We start from the raw sequence: 15,510 nt of genomic DNA, 5'->3' as shown, positions 1-15,510 counted from the left end.
AACTCGACTCCGACTGTCCCACACCGCATTGCATCCGCGAAGCCGTTTCGCACAGTTGGTGGACTTCGCATCTCAGCGCCCCAGAATCGAACCGAAGTCCGACCCCGAGCCGAGGAACATGCCCGCCGCGATCAAAATCATCGTGGCCGGGAGCATGAAGACCAGCGTCACCATCGTCGCCTTGGGAATGGTCTTCGCGGCCCTGCGGCGCGAATTCTGCGCGTCCGTGCGTCGCATGTCCGTGGCGAGCTGGATGAGCGTCTCCGCGATGGGCGAGCCCAGCTCCTCGCCCTGCTGGAGCGCCGAGACGAACTGGGCGACCTGCTCCGACGCGTTGCGGCGGCGCAGCTCGTCGAAGGCCTGGCGGCGGCTGACGCCCATGTCCATCTGGCGCAGCGTGATGCGCAGCTCGTCCGCCCACGGCCCCTCGTACCGCTCCGCCACGCGGTCCAGCGCCTGGCGGAAGCCGAGGCCCGCCGAGACGACGACGGCGAGGACGTCCAGGAAGTCGGGGAGCGTACGGTCGATGACCTCGCGGCGTTCGCGGATCGCCTGCCAGATCAGCGCGTCCGCCGCCGTCGCCCCGAAGGCGAGGGTGAGCAGGCCCAAGAGCGGGGAGCCGTTCACGAGGAACACCAGGCCGAGGACGACTCCGAAGACACCGTAGACCGCCCGCCGCGCCGCGTAGCGGTCGATGGTCAGGCCCCCGGGGTTGCCCGCCATGTCGATCCGCCGGCGCTTGGCGTCGACCCGCCGCCGGCCCATCAGGCGCAGGACGAGGGGCGCGAAGCGCATGCCCAGCCGGTCCACCGCCGAGCCCGCCGCCGAGACGCGGGTGGCGCCGACCTCCAGGGCGATGGCCAGGTCGGAGGGCAGCTTCGCCTCCGCGCGGTACATGCGCACGCCCTGGCAGACGCCGGCCACGGCGAGGCCCATCGCGACCGCTAGCAGCAAGCCCAGCAACGTAACTCCCCTTCCCGCACGGCCATGACCGCCACTTCTAGACCTCGATCTTGCCCAGGCGTCTGATCACGAAGAAGCCGATCCCGTACAGGCCCAGGGAGATCAGGATCAGCGTCTGGCCCACCGGGGAGCCGGTCACCCGCTCCAGCGCGCCCTCGTTGGAGGAGTTGATGAGGAGCAGCGAGCCGAGGCCCAGCAGCGGGACCGTGAACGCCGTCGCGTGGACCTCCGAGAGCATCGTGCGGACCTCGCGCCGCGTCTCCTTGCGGTCCTCCAGGGTCTGGGTGAGGTTCCGCAGGGAGTTGACCACCGTGCCGCCCGCCTTGTTGGACAGGACGAGGGTCGTGACGAGGACGATGAGCTCGCGGGAGGGCAGGCGTTCGGCCAGTTCGCCGAGGGTGTCGTCGATGGAGCGGCCGAGTGACAGCTGGTCGGCGACGAGGGACAGTTCCTCGCCCGCCGGGGCTTCCAGTTCCTCCGCCGCCATCGCCAGGGACGTGCGCAGGGCCAGGCCCGCCGCCGTCGCGTTGGCCAGGATGCGGGCCACGTCGGGGAGCTGGTTGATGAACGCCTCGATGCGTTTCTGGCGTTGCCAGTTGAGGAAGGCGGCCGCGCCCCACACCGCCACCAGCCCCGCGATCGGGCCGAAGAAGGGCGCGAGCGTCGCCGCCGCCAGCAGCCAGAGCGCCGCGACGACGGCGACGACGTACGTGAAGAACTCGCCCGCGGTCAGATCCAGGCCCGTCGAGGACAGCCGCAGGTGGATGGCCCGGCCCAGGCGCGTGCGGCGCAGGCGGCGGTCGACGGCCGCGAAGCGGCGCGCGCGGCCCGGCGGCCCGCCGTCCCCCGTGCCGGGGCCGAGCGCCAGCCGGTCGACGAGTACCTGGCGCTGGGCGCGCCCGGACGCGTACGTGTGGACGCCCGCGACGGCCAGCGTGCCGGTCAGGATCGTGGCGCCGAGGGCGAGCAGCGCGGGGTCGCTCACCGACCGACCTCCCTCATGAACATCCGCGTGGTCATCCGGTCGCTTCCCTCGTGTTCAGTACGTCGACGGCCTCCGCCACCCCGTACGCCGGTGGCACCGGCTCCCCCGCCCCGTACAGCTTGTCGGCGATCTCGCGCGGCAGCGGCAGGTGCTCGAAGTAGCCGCGTACGACACGGTCGGCGCCGATCGGGTGCGGTACGAAGCGGGTGACCGGGGCGATGCGGAACTGCTGGCGCCCGTGCGAGACGAGCAGCACGATCTCGGAGACCTTGCGGGAGCCGTCGCTGTGCCGGGCGAGCTGGATGACGACGTCGACAGCCGAGTTGATCTGGTCCTTGAGCGCCTCGAAGGGGATCTGGACCTCCGACATGGAGCCGAGGGTCTGTAGGCGCATCAGCGCGTCCTCGGCCGTGTTCGCGTGGACGGTGGCGAGGGAGCCGTCGTGGCCCGTCGACATCGCCTGGAGCATGTCCAGGGTCTCGCCGCCGCGGACCTCGCCGACGATGATGCGGTCGGGACGCATGCGCAGGCTGTTGCGGACGAGGTCGCGGATGGTGATCTGGCCCTTGCCCTCGACGTTGGCGGGGCGCGATTCGAGGCGGATCACGTGGTCCTGCTGGAGTTGCAGTTCCGCCGAGTCCTCGATGGTGATGATGCGTTCGTGGGCCGGGATCAGGCCGGAGAGGGCGTTGAGGAGGGTCGTCTTGCCGCTGCCCGTGCCGCCGCTGACGATGAGGTTGAAGCGGGCGCGCACGAACGCGGCGAGCAGCATCAGCATGTGCTCGTCGAGCGAGCCCAGGCCGATGAGTTCGGGGAGCGTGTACGCGCGCGGGAAGCGGCGGATGGTGAGGGTGGCGCCGGTCAGGGCGAGCGGCGGGATGATGACGTTGACGCGTTCGCCGGTGGGCAGGCGGGCGTCGACCATGGGGTTGGACTCGTCGACGCGGCGGTTGACGGTGGAGACGATGCGTTCGATGGTCTGCATCAGCTGGTCGTTGGAGGCGAAGCGGAGCGGGAGCTGCTCCACGCGGCCGCCGCGCTCGACGAAGACGGAGTCGGGGCCGTTGACCATGATCTCCGTGATGGAGGCGTCGGCGAGCAGGGGTTCCAGGACGCCGAGGCCGAGCGCCTCGTCCACGACGCGGCGGATCAGCTGGGCGCGCTCGGAGGTGGAGAGGACGGGCCCCTCGCGGCTGATGATGTGGCTGAGGACGCGCTCCAGGCGGACGCGGCGGTCCGCGGCCGTGAGCGACGACATCTCGGCGAGGTCGATCTCCTCCAGGAGCTTGGAGCGGTAGACGGCGACGAGGCCGTCGTCGCGGCTCGGCTCGGTGTGGTGGGTGGGGGCCACGCGGTCGCGCAGGCTCATGGCGTCCTTCGACCTCCCTCGGGGATACGTGTGTCTCAGTACTCGGCTGTTTCAGTACTCGGTTGTCTCAGTACTCGGTTGTCTCAGTACTCGGCGTCCTGGTCGTTGGGCATCGTCGCTTCCTTCGTGACGCTCCAGCCGCTGTCCACGAAGGGCAGCAGGAGCGGTACGTCGACCTTCACCGTGGCGGTCGTGGTGTCGCCGCCTCCGCCGACCGTGACGGAGGAGCTGAGCCCGCCGTCCATGGCCGCCGTGCCCGCCGCCTGCCCGGAGTCGCCCTGCGAGGCCGCGCGGGCCGCCGCGCGGGCGCCGGAGCCGGCCTGGCCGGCGGCGTATCCCACGAGCCCCAGCTGAATGGCGGCGAGGCCGACGAGCAGCAGGATGGGCAGGAAACCGGCGAATTCGAGGATCGAGACGCCACGGTCGTCCCAGCGGCGAGGCCGCCGTCGGTCACCACGCCTGCGCGGCCACCTCATCCGTCCTCACCCTCCTTCGCCGCCCCCGCCTCCCCGTCGACGTGCCACCCCGCGTCGAAGCCCGGGAAGAACACCGGCACGTCCACCGATACGTGGGCCTTCCACACCGAGCCCTCGTCCGTGCAGGACACCTCCGCGTCCTGCCAGGCGGCCGGCAGATGCTCCTGGGCCGCCGCGGAGCAGGCGCCGGCGCCGCCCTCCCCCACCGCGTACGCGGCCGTGGCCGCCCGGGCCGCCTCGTCCGCCGCGTTCCCGGCGAGGGAGTACGTGTAGCCGTACAGCGCGCACTGCCACAGGATGGCCATGACGGCGAGCAGCAGCGGGAACATGCCGGCGAATTCGAGCGTGACGGCGCCACGGTCGTCCGCCGCCGCCGCTCTCCTGCGCAGGCCGAGGCCGCCCCGCTTCTGCCCGCCCGCGGCCTTGGTGTCGACGAGGCCGAGTTCGCCCGCGAGCGCCCACAGCGCCTGTTTCACGGAGGAGCGGCTGTCGAGGTCCTGCACGCGGCCCGCGTCGACGGCGGCCTGGAGTTCCTTGAAGGCGGCGGGCACGGTGGTGCGGGCGGCCCGGGTGCCGGTGACGCGTTCGACGAGGGAGGGCTGGATCTCGGTGCCCTTGCCGTGGCGGTTGACGACGGTGAGGGTCTCCTCGGCCTTGCGGATCTGGAGGCGGTCCCAGAGGCGCACCATGCGCTTGGCGGCCCGTACCGCCACCACGTCGGGGGTGAGGAGCAGCAGGGCGTGGTCGGCGAGCTCCACGGCGGCGGCGCTCGCGGCGGTGACGTAGGCGCCGCAGTCGACGACCACGACGTCGTAGCGGGCGCGCAGGGCGCCGAGGATCTGGCGGGCGACCCGGTCGGTGACCTCCTCGCCGCGCTCGCCCTCGGCGGGGGCGAGGAGCATGGCGATGCCGGTCTCGTGGGTGTAGACGGCGTCCTGGAGGACGCGGGGCGTGATGTCGGTGATGGCGGCGAGGTCGGCGACCGAGCGGCGGAACTGCACGTCCAGGTACGAGGCGAGGTCGCCGGACTGGAGGTCGAGGTCCAGGAGGGCGACGGTGCGGCCCGACGCCTGGGCAGCGAGGGCGAGTTGGGCGGCCGCCAGGGTCGCCCCGACGCCGCCTTTCGCCCCGCTGACGGTGACGATCGTCCCCGTGCCGCCGGGCGCCCCGGGCCCGCCCGTGCCGCCGTACAGCTCAAGTCCGCCGCCGGTGCCGAGGTGGCGGCGCATCCCGGAGGACCAGGCGGCGGCCGCCTGGACGCGCTCGGCCAGGGCGTCGTAGGCGAGCGGGAGGCCGACGATGCCGCGCGCGCCGGAGTCCATGGCGGCGGTGAGGAGGGCGGGGCCGGTGTCGGCGGTGATCAGGACGACGCCTACGGCGGGAAAGCGCAGGACGAGGTCGCGGATGAGGTCGAGCGCCGGGGCCGGCCCGATCCGCTCGTGGACGAGGACGACCTCCGGAAGCTCGTCGACCGACTCGGCGGCGAGCCGCGCGAGGGTGTCGAGCAGCGCGGTGGAGTCAGCGACCGCCAGGGCGGGTTCGGCGTCGGGCAGCTGCCCGGTGAGGGTGGACAGCGCGCGGGCGGCCTCGATGTCCCCGACGGCGGGCAAGATCCGAGTGGCCATACGAGACCTCCTACCTGTCCTCGTCGAGGGTGTACGTCCGGTCCCGCGGCGGCACCGTCGGTTCGTCACCCGCGCCGATGAGGGCGAGCCGGACGTGCGTGGCGAACGACTCGGCGTAGGCGACGCGCTGCGCGTCCGCCGTGCCGAGGGCGAACGTGATCGGCACGGCCTCGCTCGCCCTGCGGCGTGCGCGGTCGTCCTGGTCGGGTTCGAGCGGGGTCAGCTTGCCGACGTCGAGCACCTTGGCGCCCTCCACGATGACTTTCGACTGGTCCTTCGCCTTGTCGGCCTCGCCCTTGAAGGTGGCGTAGATGTTGACCGTCGCACCGGGCGTGATCTTGCCCGCGACGCCGGTCGCCGCGTCGATCATGATGGCGATCTCCTGTTGCCCCGGGCCGAGTTCGGGTCGCTTGACGATCATGTCGGACTGGAGCAGCGAGCCCTTGCGCAGCTGGGTGACGGCGATCTTGCCGCGGATCTCGCCGAGGTCGGTGACGGCGTTCTCGGACAGCCACCGCTCGGGCATCTCGATCTTCTGGAACTGTTCCGCGGTCAGCTCCTTGTAGGGCGCGATGTCCCCTTTGAGCTTGTACGCGGCGACCTCGGGGCCCACCTTCGCGTTCACGTCGCGGATCACCGAGAGGACGCCCGCGAAGGCGCCGAAGGCGCACAGGACCGACAGGACCAGCAGGATGACGCCGCGGCGCTGGCGTGAGTTCATGGGCCGGACTACCTCGATCGAGTGCGGTTGGCTACGGTCAGTGAGCGAAGTGGCGCATGATCGGTCGTCGGGTCGCGAACGGACGGGGTGCGGGTGGTGCGGGCTAGGTCGCGCCTCTGGGCAGGGCGGTCGCGCCGCGCCGGGTGAGGGCGCGGTCGGGCGGGGCGGGGCGGTCCTCGGGCGGCGGCAGCGGCGCGGCGCAGAACGCGCAGCGGTCGCCGATGAGTTCGAGCCCGCACCAGTGGCAGTCGTCGCGCCGGACGGAGGACACCAGCTGGTAGAGGACGGAGATGTCGGGGATGGCGGCGGCGAACTCGACGAGTCTGCCGGTCGCCCACCAGCGCGCCGACTCGGCGGGCAGCCGCGCCTCGGCGAGACCTTGGACGTGCCACGCGGGGGCCAGGGACTCGGTGACCCAGCCGGGCGCGAGCCGGCCGGGCGCGTACAGCATCTTCGTACCGAATCCCGGACCGCTCAGGCTCGCCCCGCCGTCGCCCGAGACCTTCACCAGCTCGGGTCTCGGCGTGGCGAGGACCGCGAACTGGGCGCCCGGCAGCCAGGACTTGGCGTGCGACTGGAGGGTGACGGGGACGCGGTCGAGGCGGGTGACGGAGCCGAGGAGGGCGCCCGCGTAGATGTAATGGGAGAGCAGCCGGGCGGCGGAGGCGAGGACGCCGGGGCTGAAGTCGCAGACCGACAACTGCCGTAACTGGAGGGCGAGTACGGCGAGCCCGAGGGGCGGCAGGTCGGAGCGGATGACGGCGACGCGGTCGCTCTCCAGGACCGAGCGGACGGCGTGGAGGCGGTGGGCGACGGCGGCGGGGGCCGAGGCGGGGCACAGGACGATCACGTAGCCGTGGTGCTCGATGAGCGTGTCCATCTCGGTGAGCGCCTGGTCCAGTGAGTACGTCCGCGGGGGCTGCACGGCGGACTGGAGGACGGCGGCCGAGGGGGTGTGCCGGTCGGGTGAGGGCAGCACGAGATCGGGTCCGGTGACGGCTATGGCGGTCGGCAACGCGTACACCCCCGGTCCTCGTGCACTCCTGCCTCAGCACCATATCCACGTCATGGGTGCCTCAACACCCAACTTCCCGGTGTTCATGCGGAGGTTCATGCGGAGGTGGGGACTCCTCTCCACCTCAGGGCGGCCGACAGAAGACCGCCGGGCCGCCGCTCACCCCAGGTGCTCGATCGTGACGTCACCCCACTTCTGTGCGAGATACTCCGCGACCAGTCGGCGGTGGCAGTGCCGGGCATGCTCCTCACTACAGAGCAGGACTGCGTTGTCGAGCGCTTCAGGACGGACCCTGTCCTCGATCTGCCGTACCTTCATCAATTCGAGGAATTGCTCTTCGTAGGCCGCCCAGCCGACACCTTGCTTCTTGTAGGCGTCGAGCATGTCCTTGGTCGGTGCCAGCTCGGTACGGTGGGTGTACTGCGCACCGCAGATCTCGCGCAGGAAGTACCTCAGGTCGTCGCGCTTGGCGAAACCGGACAGTTGCGAGACGTTGTTGAGTCGGACGTCGACGAGCGCCGTCACTTCAGCTTCACGCAAGAGACCGAAGAACTTCTCGGCGGATTTCTTCGTGAACCCGATGGTGTAGAGTTTCATTTTTCCGGTGTCCCGTCGCCGCGAAGCTCCTCATTGACATAAGCGATCCGCTGTTCCTGACGGTCGAGGGCTTCTTGAAGACGCTCGGTCGAGGTCCGGAACAGATCTTCCTGATCCAGCCCGAAATTGACCATCAGGCGTCGCATGGTCGAAGCGTGGTCCTCGACGTGCCCATCGCCATGAATGTGTTCGACAGCGACCCCGCACTCTTCGAGGACTCGCGCGACGAGCACGCAACGATGGCAGTCGAGGGGTTCCTGTTCGGTGCACATGACGGCGATTCGCTCGGTCTGTGAACCCTTGCGCAGCCGCTTGATGCCGCTGACGAAATCCGGGGTCCGGGCAAGAAGGCCGTACTGCACCCGTCCGTCGACATAGCAGGTGAGGTCTTCGGTTCGCGCGCCCAGTTCTTTGCCCAGGAAGACATACTTGATATCCGCTTCGGACAGCATGCGCTCCAGGGCGTACCGGTTGAACTGGGGCGTGAAGCGGCTGACGGGCATCGACCGCACATCGGCGACCGCCGTGATCCCATGCTTCTGTAGCAGACTGAGGAAAACCGATCCGCTGTGCGTGGAGTGGCCGACGGTGAATACTGTAAGAGGTGTCATTGCCCGCTGCCTGTTTGGATCTTGGTTCGTTCGATGACGGCCGCCACTAATTTGTAGACGTAGCCGTCAAATGGCTCGCTGAGGCTCACCGTGAGGAAGGATTCGCCCAGCGTGTAGATCCCTTCCGGCTTGGCCAGGTACTTCAGCTCGTATTCGGGATCGGTCACCCGCAGCGTATGTTCATGCCCGGAGTAAGAGAAGCAGGCACGCAAGGCCGGCCTCGGATCCCCGTACCTTGCTCCGGGGACGTGTGCTCGTAACGTCAGCTTGGTGACGCGTATCAGCTTGAGCGAGTCCGGCAGAGTGATCGCTTCTTCGGTCGGTACGCGGTCGTTGATGCCGTGATAGGAGCTGGAGCCGTTGGTCCACAGAGTGCTGGGGTGCTGTTCCAGCCTCAGTAATTCTCGCCACCCGGCCCTGCCGCTGCGCTTCCAATAGTATCCGGGGTCAAGGAGCCAGTTCTCACTCTGGAAGTCGTGCGGCTGGGGCCGGAGAAGCGGTATCGAGACAATATCGAGGACATTCGGGTCCGTTCCGTCTTGATACTGTCTTTCGCCGGCCGAGACTTCCCGGCTGGGGCGAGCGCTGACCGGGCGCAGCCACTCCCCTGAGCCGTTGGCAACGATTCCTGCCACACACCGGCCCGAAAGCTTCCGGGAATTCGCCAGACATACGAGCTTCTTCACCGATACCATGTGCACCCCCCTGAATCAAAAGAAGCTGCTCCAGTCCTGATCCGAGATCTGCTTGACGCACAGCACCAGGAAGAGCAGCCCCGCGACCGTCAGCATGCCGTTGCTGAGCCAGCCGTTGCGCCATTCCCTGGGCGTGCGCGAGGAGTTGAGCAGCCAGACCAGGGTGAGGGCCAGGAACGGCATGAAGGCGGCGCCCAGGACGCCATAGATGATGATGAGGCGGAACGGCTGCCCCTGGAAGAGCAGGATCATCGGCGGGAACGTCAGCCACAGCAGGTACGCGCGGAACGGCACCGACTTCTCGCGGGCGCCGGAGGCCACCTCCTCGCCGCTGAGCGAGGCGGAGTCGGCGCCCGCCCGCTGCTTGCGGTAGCGCTCGACGAAGTCCGCGAACATCAGGCTCACGCCGTGCCACACGCCGATCAGCGAGGTGAACGACGTGGCGAAGAAGCCGACCAGGAAGAGCTTGGCGGTGGCGGTGCCGTACTCCTTCTCCAGGATGTCGGAGAGCTGGACGAGGCCCTTGTCGCCGCTGGCGAGGGCGACGTTCGCGGAGTGCAGCAGCTCGGCGCCGACGAAGAGCATGGCGACGACGAAGACGCCGGTGGTGATGTACGCGACGCGGTTGTCGAGCCGCATCACCTTCATCCAGCCGGTGTCGGTCCACCCCTTGGCGTTGACCCAATAACCGTACGCGGCAAGGGTGATCGTGCCGCCGACGCCGCCGATCAGGCCGAGCGTGTTGAGGATGGAGTCCTTCTCGTCGGGCAGCACCGGCAGCAGCCCCGCGAAGGCGTCGCCGAGGTGCGGGGTGACGCGGATCGCGAGGTAGACGGTGACGACGAACATGATGCCGACGAGCACCGTCATGACCTTCTCGAAGACGGCGTACTTGTTGAACCAGACGAAGACCAGGCCGACCAGGCCGGTGAGGATGCCCCACCACTTGAGCTCCATGACGTCGGGGAAGAGCGCCTGGAGGGGCAGCCCGGACGACGACATGGCGGCGGCGCCGTAGACGTACCCCCAGATCACGACGTAGACGACGAAGAACCACGTCGTCCAGCGGCCGAGGCTGGCCCAGCCGTCGAAGAGGGTGCGCCCGGTGGACAGGTGCCAGCGTCCGGCGGCCTCGGCGAGCGAGATCTTCACGACGCAGCCGATGACGGCGGCCCACAGCAGCGTGTAGCCGAAGTTGCTGCCCGCGATGAGGGTCGCGACGAGGTCGCCCGCGCCCACGCCGGTCGCGGCGACGACGATGCCGGGGCCGATGTACTTCCAGCTCGACTTGCGCGGCTGGGGTGCCGACGCGTCGGTGGTGGTGCCACTGCCTGTGGATTCAGCCATGCCGATCAAGAAAGCGCATCGCGGCGCGCAGCACAAGGGGTTGGCCGAAGACGACCGTTGACGGGAGCATGCCATGCCCCGACGATGAGGCGGCGTACCGCGTACCACGCACCACGCCCCCGCGCCCCGCACCTCCGGGGCCCACCCCCGCATCCCGCACCCCACGCGTCGCACTGAACCACCCCCCACCCCTGAGGAGACTTCATGCGACTCCGCATACGCGGCAGGAGATCCGCCGCCCTCGCGGCCCTGCTCGCCCTCGCCGTGGCGGCCCCGCTCACCGCCAACGCCGCACCCTCCGACCCGGCTGCGCATGGCTCGGCGGCGACGGCGGACGACAGCGACACGACACGGCAGTACGAGATCCCCCTGGCCGACGACCGGGCCGCGCGCACCGCGCTCGCGCGCACCGGCGTCACCATCGACGAGGTCGACGCCCGCGCGGTGGTCGTCTCCGCCGACGACAGGGAGGCCGCCCGGCTCAGAGCGGCGGGCTACGAGCTCAAGGCCCTGGCCGGCCCTCCGAAGCGTACGAACGGACAGGCGGTGGAGCCGAGGGACTTCCCGCCCGCCGACGCGAAGTACCACAACTACGCCGAGATGACGGCGGAGATCGACCAGCGCATCGCGGCCCACCCGAACCTGATGAGCAAGCGGGTGATCGGCAAGTCCTACGCGGGCCGGGACATCGTCGCCATCAAGATCAGCGACAACGCCGCCGCCGACGAGGCCGAGCCGGAGATCCTCTTCACCCACCACCAGCACGCCCGCGAGCACCTGACGGTGGAGATGGCGCTGTACCTGCTGCGCGAGCTGGGCGACGACTACGCCACGGACGCCCGGATCAAGAAGATGGTCGACTCACGCGAGATCTGGATCGTGCCGGACATGAACCCGGACGGCGGCGAGTACGACATCGCGACCGGTTCCTACCGCAGTTGGCGCAAGAACCGCCAGCCCAACAGCGGCTCGACGAGCATCGGCACGGACATGAACCGCAACTGGGCCTACAAGTGGGGTTGCTGCGGCGGCTCCTCGGGCTCCGCGGGGTCGGACACCTACCGGGGCCGCGCCGCCGAGTCGGCCCCCGAGGTCAAGGTCGTCGCGGACTTCGTACGCAGCCGGGTCGTCGGCGGCAAGCAGCAGATCAAGGCCTCCATCGACTTCCACACGTACAGCGAACTGATCCTGTGGCCCTACGGCTACACGTACGCCGACACCGCTCCCGGCCTCACACAGGACGACCGCGACGCCCACGCGGCCGTCGGCAGGAAGATGGCCGCGAGCAACGGCTACACGCCCGAGCAGTCCAGTGACCTCTACATCACGGACGGCTCGATCGACGACTGGCTGTGGGGCGCGCAGAAGATCTTCAGCTACACCTTCGAGATGTACCCGTCGTCGGCGGGCGGCGGCGGCTTCTACCCGCCCGACGAGGTGATCGAGCGCGAGACGTCGCGGAACCGTGACGCGGTGCTGCAACTGATGGAGAACGCGGACTGCATGTACCGGTCCATCGGCAAGGAGCAGCAGTACTGCACGGGTTGACGTCCCCTTTCGGCCGACCGCGGCCCCGGGTCCCTTGGTGAGTCGAGGGGCTCGGGGCTGGCCGCTCAGCCGGCAGCCGTGCGGCGCCGGTAGTAGTGCACTGTGACCGCGCCCAGTAGCGGGCCCCAGAGGAGCAGTGGCGCGTAGACGATGTTGAGCAGCCACATGCCCCAGGTGGTGGCCTCCATGTCGGCGTTGAGCGACGTGAGGACGAACAGCACGCCGAAGACCGTCGTGGCCAGCGCGCCGAGCCCCGCCAGGGCGGTCCCCAGCATGACCGGGACGCGGCGGCCGCGCAGTCGAGGCACCCAGCGCGGCCACACCTCCCCCCAGCTCCGCACCAGCCCGAGAGTGAGGAACGCCAAGGCCTCGGAGAGCAGGCTGAGGCCGACCAGGACCAACGATCCCGGGCCAGGAGCGCCCATCTGGTCGTATTCGGATCGCGCCAGCCCCACGGGGACGCCGACGGCGATGGCCACCCGCCAGAGCGCCGAGGGTACGTTGGTCAACGCGGCGCCCAGCGCGGCGAGTTGCGCCCAGCGCGGCACATTGGGCAATACAGTCGCTTTCGGCATGTGAGCCAGGCTCGCCGACGGGGCGCTCGCGCGCATCAGCCGGCGGTTTCACCTCTTCTCCCCCGCGAGGCGTAACCACGCGTACGACCGGGGGTGCCGTCAGCCGCGCCCGAACGCCGCTGCCCCGCCGTACGGCACCGTGACCCACATCCGCGTGCCCCCCCGCCCGGCTCCCGCGCCTCTGAGGGTAACGGCTCACCGCCGCACTCGAAGAGGGCCCGTGACAAGAGTCCGTCCGGGTCCTCTCGCCTGCACAAGATGGGCTCACTGCCGGCATGGCTGACGCCACTGAGTTGATTGAGCGAAGTCGCCTCGACTCTCGCTCCCTTGACGCACTCACTCGGCTTGACGGAAAATGCCCTATGCCCTTTCGCTCGCGCGTGACGCAGAACAAGGTCGTCGCGAGGCGTATGCGTCGCTTCTTCCAGCAGTTGCCACCTGGCCTTGACCCGAGCACGGTCGCGGCAGAGTACGGGCGTCACCTGTGGGATTCGGGGGCTCACAGCCTGGTTGACGAAAAGAAGCTCTCTCGATCCCGATTTTATGTCGGACTGTCCGTCGAAGACACGAGCCTGGCAGAATTCACGAAACGCACCGCGCTCATATCCGACACGTTACTTCTGTCGCATGACCGGCATGGGGAGTTCCGTGAACTTGACAGCTACGCTTCCCACGCCATCGGATTCGACATGACGCACGTCCACTCCTCCACCGTGCGCGACCCCTTCACGTTACGTTACGGGATGCACTGCCCCAGCCTCGAGGTGCTGGGCCGATGGATACTCGATGCCGAACCCCTCCTCAAAGCGGGCCTCGTCTGGTATCTCCCGAGCTACTCGACCATCACACGGAACTCACCAGGGCCACCACAACCACTCGATGCGATCGACTATCTGATCCGGGACGGGCGAGTCATAGACGCCTCCGGGGGTGAGCCCGTCAAGGGTCGACTGGTGCGCCCAATATGCCAAATGGACTTGCCGTTCATCGATGGAGTCGACCTCGCCGACTTCAGCCGGATCACCATCGACGAGCTTGATTCCTATTCGGCGTTCCGAGACTTCCTTCGTCTCAGTCTCCTCAATATCGACGACGCCCTGAACGAGACCCAGTCCGACCGTGAGCTGGTAAAGATCGGCTTGGAGATCGCAGGCCAGGTGCGATCTGTCCGGTCCGAAATGAAAAGAGCCAAGGGGCGGAGGGCCGTAGCCGCCAGTGGAGCTGTTGTCGCAAGCGTGTCGGCAACACTTGTGGCTGTATACGGTCCGGCCCTCCAATGGGTCGTCGGAGTGATCGGCGGCGCAACCCCTGGGCTATGGGGACTACTTCAAGCCAGAGAAGAAAACAGCACCCGGCCACTGCGGGAAGACAAGTGGTACTACGTCTGGGCCCTCTCCAAGAAGAGCAACCGCAGTCTCCTTTGAGCCTGCGGTTGTCCGCGAGGGCCTATACGAACAGGCTCACCACCGCCGCCACCGCGAAGCCCGCCACCGACAGGACCGACTCCAGGACCGTCCACGTCCTCAGGGTGTCCCGCTCGCTGATGCCGAAGTACTTCGCCACCATCCAGAACCCGCCGTCGTTCACGTGCGAGGCGAAGATGGAGCCCGCCGAGATCGCCATGATGACGAGGGCCACGAAGGCCTGGGAGTAGTCGCCCTCGGCGAGGAGGGGGGCGACAATGCCCGCTGTCGTGACGATCGCCACCGTCGCCGAGCCCTGGGCGACCCGCAGGACCAGGGAGAGCAGGTAGGCGAGGACGATGATCGGCAGGCCCACGTCCTGGAAGGTGTCCGAGAGGGCCGCGGCCACGCCGCTCGCCTTGAGGACCGCGCCGAAGATCCCGCCCGCGCCGACCACCAGCAGGATGTTGCCGACCGGCTTCAGGGATGAAGTCGACACGCGTTCAAGGGACTTGCGGGACCAGCCGCGCCGGATGCCCAGCAAGTAGTACGCCATCAGGAGCGCGATCGTCAGGGCGACGAAGGGGCTGCCGAAGAACTCGATGACCGACCGGAACGTCGAGGGGTCGAAGGCGATCGAGGAGAAGGTGGCGAGGAGTATCAGGAACAGGGGCGTACCGATGATCGTGAAGACGACGCCCAGCGGCACCGGCTTCTCCTGCGGGGGCACCCCCGCCGCCCGCTGCTCGGCGACGACCGCCGCCTTCGCCTCCTCGGCGGCCTCGACCATGTCCTGCGGCACGGGTACGAAGATGCGCTTGCCGACCCACGCGGAGTACCCCCAGGCGGCGAGCACCGCCGGGATGCCGCAGACGACGCCCATCAGGATGACCCAGCCGAGGTCGACCTTGAGCAGGCCGGCCGCCGCCACCGGGCCGGGGTGCGGGGGCAGGAACGCGTGGGTCATCGACAACCCCGCGAGGAGCGGGAGGCAGTAGAGGAGGATCGACTTGCCGCTGCGCTTGGCGGCGGCGTACACGATCGGCGCGAGGACGAAGATGCCGACGTCGAAGAAGACCGGGACGCCGAAGATCAGGCCGGTGAGACCCATCGCCAGTGGAGCGCGCTTCTCGCCGAACAACCCCAAGAGCCGCGACGCCAGTACCTCGGCTCCGCCCGACACTTCGAGGATCGCGCCGAGCATCGTGCCGAGGCCGATGATGATCGCCACATGCCCGAGGATGCCGCCCATGCCGGACTCGATGACGGAGACGGCGTCGGACTTCTGGACCGTGCCGAAGAGTTCGGTGACGGAGAGGCCGGCCGCGAGGCCGACGGCTATGGAGACCGCGAGCAGCGCCACGAAGGGCTGGAGCCTGACCTTGATGATCAGGAAGAGCAGCAGGACGATGCCGAGCGCGGCGACGGTCAGCAGGCCCGCCGTGCCGTCGATCAGGGCGAGGAGGCCGCCGGAGTGGGGTGGCGGCTCGGCGGCGGGGGCGGCCGCGAGCACGGCGGTGTGGGACGGGGACATCGTTGACCTCGTAAGTGCATGGGGAGGGGGTCTGGGGGCCTCCCCC

Annotated in this window: 15 protein-coding genes; 2 read left to right on the top strand and 13 right to left on the bottom strand. The window is 69.0% G+C overall.

The window, feature by feature from the left end; genetic code table 11:
* Positions 1 to 72: 72 nt before the first annotated feature.
* The 11 genes from ACOBQB_RS33965 to ACOBQB_RS33915 all read right to left on the bottom strand — a co-directional run bounded on the left by ACOBQB_RS33965 (position 73) and on the right by ACOBQB_RS33915 (position 10,404).
* Positions 73 to 963 carry a DUF5936 domain-containing protein gene (locus tag ACOBQB_RS33965; protein ID WP_423597290.1) on the bottom strand — a complete coding sequence of 297 codons (891 nt, stop codon included), beginning with the start codon at positions 961 to 963 and terminating at the stop codon, positions 73 to 75.
* Between the two features lie 37 nt (positions 964 to 1,000).
* Positions 1,001 to 1,948, bottom strand: a complete 948-nt coding sequence (locus tag ACOBQB_RS33960; RefSeq protein ID WP_423597288.1) for a type II secretion system F family protein — start codon at positions 1,946 to 1,948, stop codon at positions 1,001 to 1,003.
* A 31-nt stretch (positions 1,949 to 1,979) separates the two neighbouring features.
* On the bottom strand, positions 1,980 to 3,317 hold the full coding sequence (locus ACOBQB_RS33955) for a CpaF family protein (protein WP_423597286.1): 1,338 nt from the start codon (positions 3,315 to 3,317) through the stop codon (positions 1,980 to 1,982).
* Positions 3,318 to 3,400: 83 nt separating this feature from the next.
* The gene (locus tag ACOBQB_RS33950) at positions 3,401 to 3,793 is read right to left on the bottom strand and encodes a TadE/TadG family type IV pilus assembly protein (protein WP_423597284.1); all 393 of its coding nucleotides are present in this window, start codon (positions 3,791 to 3,793) and stop codon (positions 3,401 to 3,403) included.
* Positions 3,790 to 5,418 carry an AAA family ATPase gene (locus ACOBQB_RS33945; RefSeq protein ID WP_423597282.1) on the bottom strand — a complete coding sequence of 543 codons (1,629 nt, stop codon included), beginning with the start codon at positions 5,416 to 5,418 and terminating at the stop codon, positions 3,790 to 3,792. The genes ACOBQB_RS33950 and ACOBQB_RS33945 overlap by 4 nt, the downstream gene beginning before the upstream one ends.
* Before the next feature lie 10 nt (positions 5,419 to 5,428).
* On the bottom strand, positions 5,429 to 6,139 hold the full coding sequence (gene cpaB, locus ACOBQB_RS33940; RefSeq protein WP_423597280.1) for a Flp pilus assembly protein CpaB: 711 nt from the start codon (positions 6,137 to 6,139) through the stop codon (positions 5,429 to 5,431).
* 103 nt (positions 6,140 to 6,242) lie between these two features.
* Positions 6,243 to 7,163 (bottom strand): hypothetical protein, encoded by a 921-nt coding sequence (locus ACOBQB_RS33935; protein WP_423597278.1) that lies wholly within the window; start codon positions 7,161 to 7,163, stop codon positions 6,243 to 6,245.
* A gap of 150 nt (positions 7,164 to 7,313) precedes the next feature.
* Positions 7,314 to 7,751: a DUF488 family protein gene (locus tag ACOBQB_RS33930; protein WP_423597276.1), complete on the bottom strand. Its 438-nt coding sequence runs from the start codon at positions 7,749 to 7,751 to the stop codon at positions 7,314 to 7,316.
* Positions 7,748 to 8,362, bottom strand: a complete 615-nt coding sequence (locus ACOBQB_RS33925; protein WP_423597274.1) for a DUF488 family protein — start codon at positions 8,360 to 8,362, stop codon at positions 7,748 to 7,750. The genes ACOBQB_RS33930 and ACOBQB_RS33925 overlap by 4 nt, the downstream gene beginning before the upstream one ends.
* Positions 8,359 to 9,057 carry a dual OB domain-containing protein gene (locus ACOBQB_RS33920; RefSeq protein WP_423597272.1) on the bottom strand — a complete coding sequence of 233 codons (699 nt, stop codon included), beginning with the start codon at positions 9,055 to 9,057 and terminating at the stop codon, positions 8,359 to 8,361. The genes ACOBQB_RS33925 and ACOBQB_RS33920 overlap by 4 nt, the downstream gene beginning before the upstream one ends.
* Positions 9,058 to 9,072: 15 nt before the next feature.
* Complete coding sequence (locus ACOBQB_RS33915; protein ID WP_423597270.1) at positions 9,073 to 10,404, bottom strand: Nramp family divalent metal transporter; 1,332 nt, start codon at positions 10,402 to 10,404, stop codon at positions 9,073 to 9,075.
* A gap of 204 nt (positions 10,405 to 10,608) precedes the next feature.
* On the opposite strand from ACOBQB_RS33915, the gene ACOBQB_RS33910 reads away from it, so the two are divergent.
* Positions 10,609 to 11,952, top strand: coding sequence for a M14 family metallopeptidase (locus ACOBQB_RS33910; RefSeq protein WP_423597268.1), 1,344 nt, complete (start codon positions 10,609 to 10,611; stop codon positions 11,950 to 11,952).
* A gap of 65 nt (positions 11,953 to 12,017) precedes the next feature.
* Here ACOBQB_RS33910 and ACOBQB_RS33905 read toward each other — a convergent pair whose 3' ends face one another.
* Entirely contained in the window at positions 12,018 to 12,527 is a 510-nt protein-coding gene (locus ACOBQB_RS33905) for a hypothetical protein (protein ID WP_423597266.1), read from the bottom strand.
* A gap of 380 nt (positions 12,528 to 12,907) precedes the next feature.
* On the opposite strand from ACOBQB_RS33905, the gene ACOBQB_RS33900 reads away from it, so the two are divergent.
* On the top strand, positions 12,908 to 13,951 hold the full coding sequence (locus tag ACOBQB_RS33900; RefSeq protein WP_423597264.1) for a hypothetical protein: 1,044 nt from the start codon (positions 12,908 to 12,910) through the stop codon (positions 13,949 to 13,951).
* 22 nt (positions 13,952 to 13,973) lie between these two features.
* Here ACOBQB_RS33900 and ACOBQB_RS33895 read toward each other — a convergent pair whose 3' ends face one another.
* Positions 13,974 to 15,464: a GntP family permease gene (locus ACOBQB_RS33895; RefSeq protein WP_423597262.1), complete on the bottom strand. Its 1,491-nt coding sequence runs from the start codon at positions 15,462 to 15,464 to the stop codon at positions 13,974 to 13,976.
* Between the last annotated feature and the right edge of the window lie 46 nt (positions 15,465 to 15,510).

This window comes from Streptomyces sp. G5(2025) (genome assembly GCF_049542075.1).
Classification (GTDB): domain Bacteria; phylum Actinomycetota; class Actinomycetes; order Streptomycetales; family Streptomycetaceae; genus Streptomyces.
Note: the sequence above shows the minus strand (reverse complement) of the source record. Positions and strands in the feature narration are given on the sequence as shown.